Genomic DNA, 15833 nt, shown 5'->3' with positions numbered 1-15833 from the left:
ATGCGCCGCCGCACGCTACTGAAGGGCCTGTCCGGCGCCCTGGCCTGTACCCTGCCCTGGGCCGCCCGCGCCGCGTACCCGGACAAGCCCGTACGCATCATCGTGCCGCTGCCGGCGGCCAGCCCGCCCGACGTGCTGGCGCGCGTGATCGGCGAAAGGCTGCAGCGCCTGTGGGGGCAGCCGGTGGTGGTGGAGAACCGGCCCGGCGCGACCGGCATGATAGGGCTGGACGCCGTCGCCCGCAGCGCCCCCGACGGTTACACCGTGGGCATCATGTTCCTGACGCATACCGTGCTGCCGGCGCTGTTCGGCAAGGTGTCGTACCGCACGGATGGCGACTTCGCGCCGATCGCGAACCTGGTCTGGCTGTATAACGCCCTGCTGGTGGCGCCAGGCAGCGAATACGCCGACGTCCGCGGCCTGGTCGAACAGGCGAAGCGCCAGCCCGGCAAGCTCAGCTACGGTTCCGGCGGCAACGGCTCGCCCGCCCATCTGCTGGGCGCGGCCTTCTGCCAGGCGGCCGGCATAGACATGCTGCACGTGCCGTTCAAGGGTCCTGCGGAAGCGGCGCAGGCACTGATGGGCGGCTACGTGCAGACCATGTTCGCCACCGCTTCCGTCGCCGTGCCGCTGGCGCAGTCCGGCAAGCTGCGCGCGCTCGCCGTCACGCGCGATGGCGGCATGGCCGCCTTGCCCGGCGTGCCCACGCTGGCCGAGGCCGGCGTGCCTGCGTTCAACCTGAAAGAATGGGAGGGAATCGTCGCTCCCGCAGGTACGCCGCCGGACCTGATCGCCAAATGGAACGGCGCCATGCAGACCATCCTGGCCGACGCCGAGGTGCGTGACAAACTAGCCGGCCTGGGCATGGAAGCCGCCCAGGCCAACACGCCGGCCGAGTTCGCCGGGCTGATACGCGGCGAGCTGCAACGCTGGTCGGCGTTCGTGTCGGAACAGAAGCTGCGCAACGGATGACGGGCGGGCGGCCAAGCCCGGCCGCCTACTTCGCCACGCCCCCCACCCTGCCCAGGAACTCCAGCACCGCCAGATAGGAGCCTTCGTTGCCCGCCGCGTTGGCGCTGGGCGTGCCGCCCGCGTCCAGCAGCAGGCCGGACATGGCGTGCGGCTTGCTGATCAGGGTCGCGGGCAGGCAGGGATAGTGCACGTGATGGCCGGCGCCCATGCAGACATGGTGGAAGGTGGGCAAGCCATGTTCCTGGCGCCGCCGCATGACGATTTCAGAGTACGCGGTGCTGGGCCAGAAGCCGTCGTCCGACGCGCTGACCAGCAGCACCGGACCAGGATAGTTCTCGACCGGAATGCGGGCGCGCTCGAACGCCGCGCTGTCGCGCGTGGCGCTGAGAAAGGCGTGCGTCTGGCGGTACGGCGGCTGGGACGCGTAGGCGGCGTCCCAATTGGCGCTGGCGTTGTCCTGCCACAGGTGCGGCAGCGGCTCGCCGCCCTTGGTCCAGACCTGCGCGTCGCGGCCGGTGCCGGGCGCGCCAGCGCTGACCACGCCGTGCATCACGGGCGAAGGCACATAGGCGACCACTGCGCTTACCAGGTCCGGGTAATGCGAGGCCACCAGCAGCGAGGTCTCGCCGCCGCGGCTGATGCCGGACAGGGCCACGAAGCCGTCGCGCGGCTTGAGCTCCGCGCGTGCCCAGCGCAGCGCATGCTCGAAATACTCCAGCGGCATGTCGTTCAGATACTTGGGGCGGCCCTCGTAGTTGAAGATGGCCAGCGCCAGGCACTGGTAGCCGCGGGACGCGAACAGCGCCGCGCGCGGCGCGTTGACGCCGCCGGACGAGCCGTTCATGTAGATCACCAGCGGATGCGGGCCCGGTCCGGCGGGGGTGTAAAGCTCGCCCGACAGCGTCATGCCGCCGACTTGCTCGCGCACGCTGCGGTGCGTGACGCCTTCGGCCTGGAATTCCTGCACCAGGGTCGCCGCGGCGGACTGGCGTCCGTCGCTGGCTTCGATGCGGATGACGAGCGGCTCGGTCCGGTCCGGCGGGAACACCACGCTGGCCACGTCCTCGCAGGTCATGGACCAGACGATGCCCATGGCCGCGGGTTCGGCGTAGCTGCCGGACACGGGGCAATCGCGGGACAGGTCCAGGCTGCCGTCATGGCCCGCCACGAATACCGCTTGCGAGCGCCATGGCGCGCCGCACATCGTCATGCTGGCCGTGACCGTGATGAAGGCGTAGGCCGGAAAGCCGCTCACGCGGATCTCGCGCGTCACGTCGATCAGGGCGCGTTCCGGGGTGACGGTGATGCTGGGTTGTTCTGCCACGGTGGCTCCTTAGCTCTTCAGGTCGGTCTTGGGCACGCCGTTGGCCTTGATGACCTGGGCCCACATGGCGGATTCATCGGCGATGACCTTGTCCAGGTCGGCCGACGAGGTGAACTCCACGGTCACGCCCTGGTCCGCGAACTGCTGCACCAGGCTGGGATCGCGCGTGCCTTCGCGCACGGCGTTCTCCAGCGCCGCGACCACGGGCGCCGGCATGGCGGCCGGACCCGAGATCATCATGCGGGTATAGAGCTCGAAGCCGTCCACGCCCGCTTCCTTCATGGTGGGAACGTCGGGCAAGCTGGACAGGCGCTTGTCGGAGGTGACCGCCAGCACCTGCAGCTTGCCAGACTTGATGTTGGGCAGCGCCGAGGTCGGGAAGTCGAAGGTGCTCTGCACCGTGCCTGCCATCAGGTCCAGCAGCGCGGGGCCGCTGCCCTTGTAGGGCACGTCCTGGAACTGCGTGCCGGTCTTGGACTGGAAATGCAGCAGCGCCAGGTGGTTGATCACGCCGCGGCCCGCATGCGCGCAAGTGATGTCGCCGGGCTTCTTCTTGGCCAGCGCAATGAATTCCTGCACGTTCTTCACGCCCAGGTCGGGATGCACGATCAGCAGCATCGGCGACTTGCCCATGGAGCCCAGCTGCTTGAAATCCGACTGCTGGTAAGGCAGGTTGTTGTAGAGCAAGGGATTCAGGATCATGCCGTTGGTGCCGGCGAAACCCAGCGTGTAGCCATCGGGCTCGGCGCGCGCCACCGCCACCGTGGCGATGATGGCCTGGCCGCCGGGACGGTTTTCCACCACTACGCTCTGCTTCAAGGTCTTGCCCATGCGCTCGGCCAGGGCGCGCGCCGCGATATCGGTCAGCCCGCCAGGGGCAAAGCCCACCAGCAGGCGCACGGGACGGGTCGGAAAGGTATTCTGGGCCCAGGCGGGGCGCGAGATCAGGGGCAGCGCGGCGAGCGCGCCCAGGGCATGGCGGCGGGTAAATCGCATACAACTCTCCAGGCAAGGACAACGCCCCCGCGCCCGGGAGAGGCCGCGGGGCAAAGCAATCGAAGGGAAAGGACGCGCGGGCCGCTCACCTTACGGCGAGCTGTCACGGCGTCAGTATGTTGTATGCAATACCACGGACGGGCTATCTAGGGATATCCCGAGGCTCTCCGTGGAGCAAGCGAGCGCTTTATTCCGAACAGCGGTATTTGGTATGCGATCTGAGGGCGCTATGCCTTGGTCATCAGCTTCTTCCAACCTTCCAGCCCCAGCCGCTTCATCGTATCGATGTTCTTCTCGTAGATTTCGGCGGCGTCCGGGAAGGACTCCACCGCGCGGTCGATGCTGTCTTCGCGCAACAGATGCAGGATCGGGTACGGCGACCGGTTGGTGTAGTTCTCGATGTCGTCCGGCTGCGTGTCGGCAAACTGGAACTGCGGATGGAAGGTGGCCACCTGCAGCTCGCCCACCAGACGCATGCGCTTGAGCAGACGGTCGGACAGGTCTTCGAAGTCATTGAAATCAATGAAATCGTCCAGCGCGTCGGGAATGATCAGCAGCGTGGTGTCGATCTTTTCCGGATCGGCTTCGGCCAGCAGCGCCAGTTCGTCCTGCAGGTCGGTCAGAACGCCTTCGGCGTCGGTGGCATCGCTGACGGCAAAGCGGATCTGGTCCTTGACCTGCACCGCCTTGGCGAAGGGACAGAGGTTCAGGCCGATCACGGCCTGGTTCAGCCAGTGCTTGGTCTCAGCGACCACGTTGGCGTAGGCGTCGGAAGTGGAAATCATGGGTGTCCGTCCTGGAAAAAAGAAAAGCGCGGGCGTTGCGGCCCGCGCTTTGAAGAGCGTCGCCGCCGCTTACGCGGTGGGCATGGCGGCCATGGTCTGGGCCACGGCTGCGGTCAGTTTCTTGCCGTAGGGCACGTGCAGGAATTCATTGGGGCCGTGGGCGTTGGACTTGGGGCCCAACACGCCGCAGACCATGAACTGGGCCTTGGGAAAGCCCTTCTGCAGGATGCTCATCAGCGGAATGGTGCCGCCCTGGCCAATGTAGCCGCAGGACGCGCCGTAGTATTGCTGCGAAGCCGCATCCAGCGCCTGGGTCAGCCAGGGCGCCGAGGCCGGGGCGTTCCAGCCGGTGGCGGCGCCTTCGTTGGCCTTGAAGATCACCTTGGCGTTATAGGGCGCGTCGGCTTCCAGCAGGGCCTTGATCTCTTGCGAGGCGGCCACGGCGTCGATCAGCGGCGGCAGGCGCAGCGACAGCTTGAATGCAGTGCGCGGGCGCAGCACGTTGCCGGCGCTGGACAGCGGCGGCAGGCCTTCGGCGCCGGTCACCGACAGCGTCGGACGCCAGGTGCGGTTCAGCAGCGCCTGCTCGGGTTCGGTCGTCATGGGCAGCACGAAGCCGCCGTCGGCACCGCAGCTCCAGGGGAAACGGCGCCAGACTTCGTCGCCCAGGATGCGCGCGGTGGCGTGCACTTGTTCCACGCGTTCGGCGGGGATCTCGCAATGCAGGCTCTGCGGCAGCAGGCGGCCGGTGCTGCTGTCTTCCAGGCGGTCCAGCAGATGGCGCAGGATGCGGAACGAGGACGGCACCACGCCGCTGGAGTCGCCCGAGTGCACGCCTTCGTCCAGCACCTGGACTTCCAGCGTGCCCGACACCATGCCGCGCAGCGAGGTCGTCATCCAGAGCTGGTCGTAGTTGCCGGCGCCGGAGTCCAGGCACACCACCAGGGCCACGTTGCCCAGACGGTCGCGCAGCGCGTCCACATAGGGCAGCAGGTCGTAGCTGCCGGATTCTTCACAGGTTTCGACGATGCCCACGCAGCGCGGACGCGGAATGCCCTGCTTGTCCAGCGCCATGATGGCGGTCAGCGAGGCGTACACGGCATAGCCGTCATCGGCGCCCCCGCGGCCGTAGAGCTTGCCGTCTTCGAGCTTGGGGGTCCAGGGGCCGAGGCCTGCGCGCCAGCCGGAGAATTCGGGCTGCTTGTCCAGGTGACCGTACAGCAGCACGGTGTCGCCGTTGTCGCTGCGGGTGGCGGGCGCGTCAAAGAAGATGACGGGCGTGCGGCCCGGCAGGCGCACCACTTCCAGCTTCAGGCCGGAGACCTTCTGCGCCTCGACCCACTGCGCGGCGTCGCGCACCACGCGCTCGATGAAAGCGTTCTTTTCCCAGTCCGCGTCGAACGCCGGGCTCTTGGCCGGGATGGCGATGTAGTCGGTCAGCGCCGGGATGATCTCGTTGTCCCATTTCTCGTCGACGAAAGCCTGCAGGGCCTTCGGGTCCAGGGTGGGAGGAAGAGCGTCTTCGGGGATGCGTGCGTTCATGGCGCGGGATCCTGTGTGCGGGAGGGGGTAGGCAATCCGCTATTTTATGCCTGTGTGGCGCGGCTGGCACCTTTTGTCCCTGGTTGTCGTCGGCGCCGGGAAATGGTGCCGCCATGTGGTGCCGCCCTGTGGGCCGCAGATCTGGCCCATGAACAAAGCCCCCAAGGCGCAAACACGCAGGGGGCTTTGGTTCAGTTCACGGCCAGCCCTCCGGGCCGGCCGCCTTATGGGCCAAGGTCAGCGACGCAATCAGGCGCCGAGCAAAGCCGGTTCGCCGTTGCGGCCCACGGCCGGCGCGTCGGCGTCGATCACGCGGCCGGTCTGCAGCTTGAACACGGCCACGGCTTCGCGCAGGCGCTGCGCCTGGGTTTCCAGCGAGGCTGCGGACGCCGCGGCCTCTTCGACCAGCGCGGCGTTCTGCTGCGTCACGCTGTCCATCTGCGACACGGCCTGGTTGACCTGCTGGATGCCCTGCGACTGTTCTTCAGATGCGCTGGAAATTTCGTTGATGATGTCCGTCACGCGACGCACCGAGACCACGATTTCCTGCATCGTGGCGCCGGCGGCTTCCACCTGGTCCGAACCGACCGATACCTTCTGCACGGAGTCGTCGATCAGGCCCTTGATTTCCTTGGCGGCGGCGGCGCTGCGCTGCGCCAGGGCGCGCACTTCGCTGGCCACGACGGCGAAGCCCTTGCCCTGCTCGCCGGCGCGCGCCGCTTCCACTGCGGCGTTCAGCGCCAGGATGTTGGTCTGGAAGGCGATGCCGTCGATCACGCCGACGATGTCGGCGATGCGGTTGGAGCTGTCGGCAATGCCGCGCATGGTGCCGACCACGTCGCCCACGGCCTGGCCGCCGCGCGTGGCCACTTCGGACGCCGCCACGGCCAGTTCCGAGGCGCTGCGCGAGCTTTCCGCGTTGTTGCGCACGGTGGAAGACAGTTCATCCATGCTGGCGGCGGTTTCTTCCAGCGAGGCGGCCTGCTGCTCGGTGCGCGAAGACAGGTCGATGTTGCCCGCGGCGATCTCGCGCGCGCCGGTGTGGATCTCTTCCACGCCTAGCCGCACAGCCGACACGGTACGCGCCAGGCTGTCCTGCATGCGCTTGACGGCGGCGTAGAGCACGCCGATTTCGTTGTTGCCGCGTTGCTCGATGCGGTTGGTCAGGTCGCCGCCGGCGATGCGGTCGAACAGGCGTCCGGCTTCATGCAGCGGACGGAACACCGCGCGGCCGAACACCGCGTACAGGCCCACCACCAGCGCGGCCACCACGACCAGCAGGCCGATCAGGACGGCGATCGCGCCGTTGATGCGGGTGGAGGCGTCGCGCGCCACGCGCTGGCCGACTTCGTCGGCGTAATCCACGTACTTCTGGATGGCGGCGGTAAAGGTCAGGCCCAGCGGCGTGACTTTTTCCAGGTTGAGGCGGTTGGAATCCTGTGCGTTGCCGGCACGGATGGCCGCGATCATGGGCACGATGGCGTCGCGGTGATAGACGTCGTAGGCCGCCAGCGCCGCGTCCAGCAGGGGCTTGCCCTGGGGCGAGGTTTCGGGTGTCTTGCGCGCTAGGTCGATCAGCTCGCCGGCCTTCTTGGTGTAGCCGTCCAGGCGCTGCATGCTGGCCAGGTTGTCCAGGCTTTTGCCTTCCATCAGCGCGGTCTGCGCGGCCAGCAGCACCAGGCGGGCGCGCAACAGTTCGGCGCCAGCGCCGTTCACCGCATTGGCGCGGACCAGGTTGGTGTCCAGCAGCACTTCGATGGAATTGCGGTTGGAGGTCAACTGCTGGTGGACGGCGATGCCGGTTAGCAGGAAAAGCGCGAAGAAAACGGCTAAAGCGGTCGTCAAGACCGCGCGAATACTGAGATTCTTGAACATTGGGGTCACTCCGGGTTGCGTGTAGCGGCTACCTATGCTTTACGACAGGTTGCAATGAAAAGTTAAACATCTCATTTGATTGCATGAGGCATTTCGTTCCGCGCCGCGCTTGTCCAACACAATTAACAACGATTATCATTTGCAGTTTTGGACCTGACGGGAACCCATCGTGACGGCGGCCACCCAGCCCACGGCGCACCATGCCTTGAACCTGCTCTACCGCGACCATCACGGATGGCTGGCGGGCTGGCTGCGGCGGCGGCTGGGTTGCGCCCACGATGCCGCGGACCTGTCGCACGACACCTACGAACGGCTGCTGAACTCGGGCCGGCTGCCCGAAGCCGGCCAGGCGCGCGCCTTTCTCACCCAGATCGCCCGGGGCCTGGTGGTGGACCTGTACCGCCGCCGCGCCCTGGAAAGCGCCTACCTGGACGCCCTGGCCAGCCTGCCCGAAGCGCACATGCCTTCGGCCGAGGCGCGCGCGCTGGCGCTGGAAACGCTGATGGCGGTGGACGCCGCGCTGGACGCCCTGCCCGCCCGCGCCCGCCAGGTCTTCATCCTGTCCCGGTTCGAGGGCCGGACCTATTCCGACATCGCGCAAAGCCTGGGCGTGTCGGTGGCGCTGGTGCGCAAGCACATGCTGCGCGCCGCCCAAGCCTGCCTGGCCGCGCTGTGAGCGCCCGGCACGGGGACATCCCCGAACCGATACTGGCTCAAGGACTGGAATGGCTGGTCATCCTGTGGTCCGGCGAAGCCAGCGCCGACGAACGCGCGGCCTGGCAGCGCTGGCGCGCCGCCCATCCGGACCATGAGCGCGCCTGGCAGCAAGTGCAGCGGATCGATACGCGACTGATGGACGTGTCGCCCGAGGCATCGGCCCAGGCTCTGGCCCGCTCGGGCCGGCAGGCGGGACGCCGCAAGGCCCTGCGCTTGATGGGCTGGGCGGTGCTGGGCGCCGGCGCCGCGGGCCTGGCGGCCCAACGCCTGCCTTGGCAGGCCTACGCCGCCGACTACCGCAGCGCCGTAGGCGAACGGCGCGAAATCACGCTGGCCGACGGCACCCGGCTCGTACTCAACGGCGACAGCGCCGTGGACATGGAATACACCGCCGACACACGCCGGCTGGTCCTGCGCCGCGGCGAGATCTACGTGCAAACCGGCCACGGCCCGGCCGCCGCGGGCCGCCCCTTTTTCGTCGCCACCGCCTTTGGCGACGTGCAGGCGCTGGGCACCCGGTTCACGGTGGAGCAGCAGCGCGACCGGATACGGGTCGGCGTCTATGAAGGCGCGGTGGAGATCCAGCCGTTCCGGGGCCGCCCCCTGCGCCTGGACGCGGGCCAATCCGCCGCGTTCACGCCGCTGGCGGCCGAGCCGATGCCGGACGCCTTGCAGCAGGCGCCAGCCTGGCTGCGCGGCCAACTGGTGGCCGAACGCCTGCGCCTGGCCGATTTCCTGGAGCAGGTCGGACGCTACCGGCGCGGCGTGATCCGCTGCGACCCGCGCGTGGCCGACCTGATCGTGTCGGGCGTGTACGCCCTGGACGACACGGACCAGATCCTGGCCTCGCTTGCAAGAGCCCTGCCGCTGCGCGTGTCGCGCTACACGAGCTACTGGGTGGTGGTGGAACCCAGATAGCCCTCCACAAAAAAATTTCGCGAAAACCGTAGCACTTTTTATTTCTCGTTCGGGATACCTGCATATCCGCAGCATTCACGTCCGCAACGAGGAACCCACTACATGCAAGCCCGCTCCACTCCCAAGCCCGCCCGCAGCACGCTGGCGCTGGCCCTGACCGCTTTGGCGCTGGCCGCGCCCCCCGCCGCCATGGCCGCGGAACCGGGCGTCCCCTCGCCCCAGGAGCGGGCCGCCAGAAGCTACGACATTCCCGCCGGCCCGTTGGACCAGGTGCTTAACGCCTATTCGCAGCAAGCGGGCGTGACCATCACCATCGACGGCGCCCTGACCGCGGGCCGGCGCAGTCCCGGCCTGCGCGGCGCCTATGGCCTGAACGCGGGCTATGCCGCGATCCTGGCCGGCAGCGGCCTGGCGGCGCGCCTGGAAGGCGGCGGCTACGTGCTGCGTCCGCTGCCGCCCGGCGCGGCCGGCGTCTCCACGCTGGAGCCGGTCACCGTGCGGGCCTCAAGCGTAGCGCCCGACAGCTACGTGGCCGAGGAAACCCGGGCCGGCACCAAGACCGACACGCCCATCCTGGAAGTCCCGCAGTCGATCTCGGTGGTAACGCGCGCGCAGATGGAAGCGCAGAACGCGCAAAGCGTGACCGAAGTGCTGCGCTACGTGCCTGGCGTAACGGTGGAAACCTACGGCGTGGACCCCAAGGGTTTCGACTGGGTCATGCTGCGCGGCTTCAACGCCCAGGCCACCAGCGACTATAAGGACGGCCTGCGCCAGGCGACCTCCGGCTACACCCTGTTCCGCAGCGAACCTTATGCGCTGGATCGCATCGAGGTGCTGCGCGGCCCCTCTTCCGTGCTGTACGGCCAGGGCGACGCGGGCGGGGTCATCAACCGAGTGAGCAAACTGCCCTCGGCCACGCCGCACTACGAGGCCGAGCTGGAGTACGGCAGCTTCCAGCGCAAGCAGGCGGCGGTCGACCTGACCGGCCCGGCGACCGAAGACGGCACGCTGATGTACCGCGTCATCGGCGTGGCGCGCGACGCCAACACGCAATTCACCTATCCGAACGGCGACCGGATCTCCGACGACCGCCTGTTCCTGGCGCCTTCGCTGACCTGGGCCCCTTCCGCCGCGACCCGCTTCACGCTGCTGACGGAGTACCTGCGCGACCGCTCCGGCGGCACCATCGGCACGGTCACGGTCAACGGCAAGCCCACCAATCTGCGCAACGGCGATCCCAATTTCAACCGCTACGACCAGGACCAGAAGAGCATCGGCTACCTGTTCGAGCACCGCTTCAACGACACGCTGCAGGTACGGCAGAACCTGCGCTACGGGCGGGTCGATTCGATCCTGGACAACATGTTCCTGGCCGGCCTGACGCCCACCGGCATCGCCCGCACAGCCCGGCGCTACGACGAAAGCATGACCGCGCTGGCCTTGGACAACCAGGCTCAGTTCGACCTGCGCACCGGCCCGCTGGCCCATACGCTGCTGCTGGGCCTGGACTTCAACCGCAGCAGCGCCGACGTGTCGCGCACCATGGGGCCGGCGCCCAGCCTGAACCCGTTCGACCCGGTCTATGGCGTGGACGTGCCCACGCCAACCATACCGCTGGCCAACTACCTGGAACGCACGCACCAGACCGGCCTGTATCTGCAGGACCAGGTCCGCTTCGATGAACGCTGGGTGCTGACCCTGGGCGGCCGCTACGACTGGTACAGCCAGAAGACTGAAAACCGCATCCTGAACAACGACACCGACCAGAGCGGCAGTCGCTTCAGCGGCCGCGCCGGCCTGAACTACGTCATGCCCAACGGCGTCGCGCCCTACGTCAGCTTCGCCCAGTCCTTCCTGCCCAATACCGGGACCTCGGCGCCGGCCAATGGCAGTTCTCCGTTCGCGCCCTCGCGCGGACGCCAATGGGAAGGCGGCATCAAGTTCCAGCCGCCCGGGTCGAATGCGCTCTACACGCTGGCGGTCTTCGACATCAAGAAGAGCAACGTGCTGACCAATGACCTGCAGAACCCCGGCTTCCAGGTCGCCTCGGGCGAGGTGCAATCGCGCGGCGTGGAACTGGAAGGCAAGTTCAGCCTGGGCGATGGCTGGGACTTCACCGGTTCCTATACCTATGTGCGTGCCCGGATCACCCGCGCCAACAACGGCACCGAAGGCAACCGTCCGGCCCTGGTGCCCGAGCACAGCGCCTCGGGCTGGCTCAACTACACGGTGCGCAACAGCGCCCTGGCCGGGCTGAGCCTGGGCGCGGGCCTGCGCTACGTGGGCTCGACCTACGGCGACAACGCCAACACGCTGAAGATCGCCGGGCGCACGCTGGTGGACGCGGGCGTGTCCTATGCGGTCGACAAGCACCTGACGCTGTCGGTCAACGCCACCAACCTGTTCGACAAGGAATACCTGGCGACCTGCTCCGACCTGAGCGATTGCTATCCGGGCAGCCGGCGCAGCGTCATCGGCCGGGTGAAGTACCAGTTCTGAACTCCGCAATGAAAACGCCCCGCCAAATAGCGGGGCGTTTCGCGCAGGCGCCGGGAAGCTCATCCCGGCGCGAGCGGTTGGCTTACTTCAGCCAGACGCGCGCGTTGCGGAAGATGCGCATCCAGGGGCTGAACGCGCCGCCCTTGTCCGCCTTGCCCCATTTCTCGGGCGCCCACGACATCATGACGTTGCGCGTCACGCGTTCCGGGTGCGGCATCATGACCGTGAAGCGGCCGTCGGCGGTGGTGACCGAGGTCAGGCCGCCCGGGCTGCCGTTCGGGTTGAACGGGTAGGCTTCGGTGGCCTGGCCGCGGTTGTCGATGTAGCGTGCGGCGGCCAGCAGGCGGCTGGCGTCGCCCTGCTGCGAGAAGTCCGCATAGCCTTCGCCGTGCGCCACGGCCACCGGAATGCGCGCGCCTTCCATGCCGGCGAAGAAGATCGACGGCGACTTGGCCACTTCGACCATCGCCAGGCGGGCTTCGTACTTCTCCGACAGGTTGCGCGTGAAACGCGGCCAGAACTCTGCGCCCGGGATCATCGGCGCCAGCGCAGCCATCATCTGGCAGCCGTTGCAAACGCCCAGCGCGAAGGTGTCGGGACGCGCGAAGTAGGCGGCGAACTGGTCCGACAGCTTGCTGTTGAAGCGGATGGTGCGCGCCCAGCCTTCGCCGGCGCCCAGCACGTCGCCGTAGCTGAAGCCGCCCACGGCCACCAGCCCTTGCACCTGAGCAAGATCCACGCGGCCGGACAACAGGTCGGTCATGTGCACGTCAACGGCTTCAAAGCCGGCGGTGTCGAAGGCCCAGCCCATTTCCACCTGGCTGTTGCAACCCTGCTCGCGCAGGATCGCCACGCGCGGACGCTTGCCGGTGTTGATGAAGGGCGCAGCCACGTCTTCCTGGGGATCGAAGTCCACGTTGGGACTCATGCCCGGGTCCGTGGCGTCGTTCCAGACGTCGAGTTCGGCCTGGGCGCAGGCCGGGTTGTCGCGGCGCGACATGATGCGGTAGGACACTTCGCTCCAGGCGCGGCCGAGTTCGGCGCGCGGCTGGCCCCAGACCTTCTTGCCGTCGCGGTAGAACTCGACTTCGTCGGCGCCGTTCAGGCCGCCGATGACATGCGAGTGCGCCGACAGGCCCGCGCCGCGCAGCACCTGCATGACGGCGTCGCGCTGGGCGGCCGGCACCTGGATGACGGCGCCGGCTTCTTCGGAGAACAGCGCCTTGAGCGTCAGTTCCTCGCGCTGCACCGCCACCTGCTCGGGGCGGATCTTGTAGTCGCCCCAATCCGCCGATTGCGGATCGAAGGTCAGCATGTCCAGGTTGACCGAGATGCCGGTGCGGCCGGCGAAGGCCATTTCGGTCAGGGTCGCGAACAGGCCGCCGTCGGAACGGTCGTGGTAGGCCAGGATGGTGCCGGCCTCGGCCAGGGTGCGGATGGTGACGAAGAAGGCGCGCAGGTCTTGCGGCGCGTCGATGTCCGGCACGGTTTCGCCGACCTGGTTATAGGCCTGCGCCAGGATCGAGCCGCCCATGCGATGGCGGCCGCGGCCCAGGTCGATCAGGATCAGCACGCTGTCGCCAGCGTCGGTGCGCAGCTGCGGGGTCAGGCTGGCGCGCACGTCGGCCACGGGCGCGAATGCCGTGACGATCAGCGACACCGGCGCCACCACCTGGCGCTGTTCGCCGTCCTGTTCCCAGGACGTCTTCATGGACAGGGAATCCTTGCCCACCGGGATCGACAGGCCGGTGGCCTGGCAAAGTTCGCTGACGGCCGACACGGTGTCGTACAGCGCGGCGTCCTGGCCGGCAACGCCGCAGGCGGCCATCCAGTTGGCCGACAGCTTGATGTCTTCCAGGCGCGCCACGTCGGCGGCGGCCAGGTTGGTCAGGGCCTCGGCCACGGCCATGCGGCCGGAGGCCGGCGCGTCCAGCATGGCGATCGGGGTGCGTTCGCCCATGGACATGGCTTCGCCGCGGAAGCCTTCATAGTCCGCCAGGGTCACGGCGCAATCGGCCACCGGCACCTGCCAGGGACCGACCATCTGGTCGCGGCTGGACAGCCCGCCCACGGTGCGGTCGCCGATGGTGATGAGGAAGGATTTGTTGGCCACCGTGGGGTGGCGCAGCACGCGGTAGGCGGCTTCGGTCAGGTCGATGCCGGCCAGGTCCAGCGGCGCGGACACGCCGGGCAGGCGCGTGACGTCGCGGGTCATGCGCGGCGGCTTGCCCAGGATGACGTCGATCGGCACGTCCACCGGACGCACTTCGGCTTCGCCCTGCGGACGGATCGTGTCCAGGCCGGGCAGTCCCTCGCCGTCCACCACGCGCAGTTGGCGCTCCTCGGTGGCCACGCCCACCACCGCGTAGGGGCAGCGTTCGCGGCGGGCGATGGCGTCAAAGCGTTCCAGGTCCTTGGGCAGGATCGACAGGACGTAGCGTTCCTGCGATTCGTTGCTCCAGATTTCGGCGGGCGACAGGCCCGATTCTTCCAGCGGCACGCGCTTCAGGTCGAAGATGGCGCCGCGGCCGGCGTCGTTGACGAGTTCCGGGAAGGCGTTGGACAGGCCGCCCGCGCCCACGTCGTGGATCGCAATGATGGGGTTGTTCTCGGCCTGCTGCCAGCAGCGGTCGATGACCTCCTGGGCGCGGCGCTCGAGTTCAGGGTTGCCGCGCTGGACGGAATCGAAGTCCAGCTCGGCCGAGTTGCTGCCCATGCTGATGCTGGAGGCGGCGCCGCCGCCCATGCCGATGCGGAAACCCGGACCGCCCAGCTGGATCAGCAGCGCGCCCGGAGGAATCACGTCCTTGTGCGTCAGGCCGGCGTCGATGCTGCCCAGGCCGCCCGCGATCATGATGGGCTTGTGGTAGCCCCAGCGCGTGCCGCCGGCGGTCTGCTCGAACGAACGGAAATAGCCCAGCAGGTTGGGACGGCCGAATTCGTTGTTGAACGCCGCACCGCCGATAGGGCCGTCGATCATGATGGACAGCGGCGAGGCGATGCGCTCGGGCAGGCCATGATGGTCGGCTTCCCAGGGTTGCAGCGCGTCGTCAAAGCGCAGGTGCGACACGGTGAAGCCGGTCAGGCCGGCCTTGGGCTTGGAGCCGCGGCCGGTCGCGCCTTCGTCGCGGATCTCGCCGCCCGCGCCCGTCGAGGCGCCGGGGAACGGCGCGATCGCGGTCGGGTGGTTGTGGGTTTCCACCTTCATCAGCGTGTGCACGGTGGTGTCGCGGCGGATGTACCTGGCGCCTTCGACGCCCTCGCCGGTCACGCCCGGCACGCCTGCCTGGAAGCGCTGGGCGGGGCCGCCTTCCATGATGGCGGCGTTGTCCGAATAGGCGACCACGGTGCCTTCGGGCTGCGCCTTGTGGGTGGCGCGGATCATGCCGAACAGCGTGTTGGGCTGTTCCTGGCCGTCGATCACCCACTGGGCGTTGAAGATCTTGTGGCGGCAGTGTTCGCTGTTGGCCTGCGCGAACATCATCAGTTCCACGTCGGTCGGATCGCGGCCCAGGTCGGTGAAGGACTTGGCCAGGTATTCGATTTCGTCGTCCGACAGCGCCAGGCCCAGCGAGACGTTCGCTTCGGCCAGGGCTTGAGCGCCCTGCGCCTGCACGTCAACCGTGCGCATGGGCTTGCCGGCCAGCGGCTGGAACAGCGCCTGGCCGTCGAAGCTGGCGTCCACCACGGTTTCCGTCATGCGGTCGTGCAGGCAGTCGGCCGCGCGCGCCAGCATGGCGTCGTCGAAGGACTTGGTACCCAGCAGGCCGCGCTCGGGAGTGATCACGTAGCGCACGCCGCGTTCGATGCGGTGCACAGACGCCAGGCCACAGTTGTGGGCGATGTCGGTGGCCTTGCTGGCCCAGGGCGAAATCGTGCCCAGGCGCGGAATCACCAGCAGGGACAGGCTCTTGGCCGGCGCGTCGCCGGTGGCGGGAGTGCCGTAGTCCAGCAATTGGGTCAGATGTTGCTGCTGTTCGGCCGTCAGGGCCGCGTCGGTGCTGACGAAGTGCTCGTAGCGGGCGGATATGTCGGCCACCGGCAAGCCGGCTTCCTTCAATTGCGCCAGGAGGCGATCGCGACGGAAGGAGGACAGGACGGAGGAACCAGGCAGATGCTGAACTAGGGACACGATGCGGGCGCCGTATAAAGAGAGGAGAGCAAAAAGAGATTTTACCTGTTTAGGGGGTTTTCCCGGAGCCGTT

The 15833-nt window shown here is 67.9% G+C and carries 10 protein-coding genes; 4 read left to right on the top strand and 6 right to left on the bottom strand.

Annotation, left to right across the window (positions count from 1 at the left end; genetic code table 11):
• Positions 1–972: a tripartite tricarboxylate transporter substrate binding protein gene (locus DXK93_RS23470; RefSeq protein WP_054456253.1), complete on the top strand. Its 972-nt coding sequence runs from the start codon at positions 1–3 to the stop codon at positions 970–972.
• A gap of 25 nt (positions 973–997) precedes the next feature.
• Here the strand turns inward: DXK93_RS23470 and DXK93_RS23465 are convergent, their stop codons facing one another.
• The 5 genes from DXK93_RS23465 to DXK93_RS23445 all read right to left on the bottom strand — a co-directional run bounded on the left by DXK93_RS23465 (position 998) and on the right by DXK93_RS23445 (position 7494).
• On the bottom strand, positions 998–2296 hold the full coding sequence (locus DXK93_RS23465; protein WP_054456252.1) for an acyl-CoA thioester hydrolase/BAAT C-terminal domain-containing protein: 1299 nt from the start codon (positions 2294–2296) through the stop codon (positions 998–1000).
• Positions 2297–2305: 9 nt separating this feature from the next.
• A complete protein-coding gene (locus DXK93_RS23460; RefSeq protein WP_054456251.1) occupies positions 2306–3292 on the bottom strand; it encodes a tripartite tricarboxylate transporter substrate binding protein in 987 nt (328 codons plus the stop codon).
• 227 nt (positions 3293–3519) lie between these two features.
• Complete coding sequence (locus tag DXK93_RS23455) at positions 3520–4077, bottom strand: DUF1415 domain-containing protein (protein WP_054456250.1); 558 nt, start codon at positions 4075–4077, stop codon at positions 3520–3522.
• Positions 4078–4146: 69 nt separating this feature from the next.
• Complete coding sequence (locus DXK93_RS23450) at positions 4147–5619, bottom strand: M20 family metallopeptidase (RefSeq protein WP_054456249.1); 1473 nt, start codon at positions 5617–5619, stop codon at positions 4147–4149.
• Between the two features lie 249 nt (positions 5620–5868).
• Entirely contained in the window at positions 5869–7494 is a 1626-nt protein-coding gene (locus DXK93_RS23445) for a methyl-accepting chemotaxis protein (RefSeq protein ID WP_054456248.1), read from the bottom strand.
• A gap of 169 nt (positions 7495–7663) precedes the next feature.
• Here DXK93_RS23445 and DXK93_RS23440 point away from each other — a divergent pair, with 169 nt between their 5' ends.
• The 3 genes from DXK93_RS23440 to DXK93_RS23430 all read left to right on the top strand — a co-directional run bounded on the left by DXK93_RS23440 (position 7664) and on the right by DXK93_RS23430 (position 11628).
• Positions 7664–8170 carry a sigma-70 family RNA polymerase sigma factor gene (locus tag DXK93_RS23440; protein WP_054456247.1) on the top strand — a complete coding sequence of 169 codons (507 nt, stop codon included), beginning with the start codon at positions 7664–7666 and terminating at the stop codon, positions 8168–8170.
• Positions 8167–9129 carry a FecR domain-containing protein gene (locus DXK93_RS23435; protein ID WP_119451271.1) on the top strand — a complete coding sequence of 321 codons (963 nt, stop codon included), beginning with the start codon at positions 8167–8169 and terminating at the stop codon, positions 9127–9129. The genes DXK93_RS23440 and DXK93_RS23435 overlap by 4 nt, the downstream gene beginning before the upstream one ends.
• A 102-nt stretch (positions 9130–9231) precedes the next feature.
• Positions 9232–11628: a TonB-dependent siderophore receptor gene (locus DXK93_RS23430; protein ID WP_119451270.1), complete on the top strand. Its 2397-nt coding sequence runs from the start codon at positions 9232–9234 to the stop codon at positions 11626–11628.
• Between the two features lie 82 nt (positions 11629–11710).
• On the opposite strand, the gene purL is transcribed toward DXK93_RS23430, so the two are convergent.
• Entirely contained in the window at positions 11711–15760 is a 4050-nt protein-coding gene (gene purL, locus DXK93_RS23425; RefSeq protein ID WP_119451269.1) for a phosphoribosylformylglycinamidine synthase, read from the bottom strand.
• Positions 15761–15833: the final 73 nt, after the last annotated feature.

This window comes from Achromobacter sp. K91 (assembly GCF_003576205.1).
GTDB classification, from domain to species: Bacteria; Pseudomonadota; Gammaproteobacteria; order Burkholderiales; family Burkholderiaceae_B; genus Achromobacter; species Achromobacter aegrifaciens.
Note: the sequence above shows the minus strand (reverse complement) of the source record. Positions and strands in the feature narration are given on the sequence as shown.

Coding starts and splice junctions, on each gene's coding strand:
- DXK93_RS23455 (WP_054456250.1), bottom strand. CDS start 4,077: ATGATTTCCACTTCCGACGCCTACGCCAACGTGGTCGCTGAGACCAAG.
- DXK93_RS23470 (WP_054456253.1), top strand. CDS start 1: ATGCGCCGCCGCACGCTACTGAAGGGCCTGTCCGGCGCCCTGGCCTGT.
- DXK93_RS23445 (WP_054456248.1), bottom strand. CDS start 7,494: ATGTTCAAGAATCTCAGTATTCGCGCGGTCTTGACGACCGCTTTAGCC.
- DXK93_RS23460 (WP_054456251.1), bottom strand. CDS start 3,292: ATGCGATTTACCCGCCGCCATGCCCTGGGCGCGCTCGCCGCGCTGCCC.
- DXK93_RS23430 (WP_119451270.1), top strand. CDS start 9,232: ATGCAAGCCCGCTCCACTCCCAAGCCCGCCCGCAGCACGCTGGCGCTG.
- DXK93_RS23450 (WP_054456249.1), bottom strand. CDS start 5,619: ATGAACGCACGCATCCCCGAAGACGCTCTTCCTCCCACCCTGGACCCG.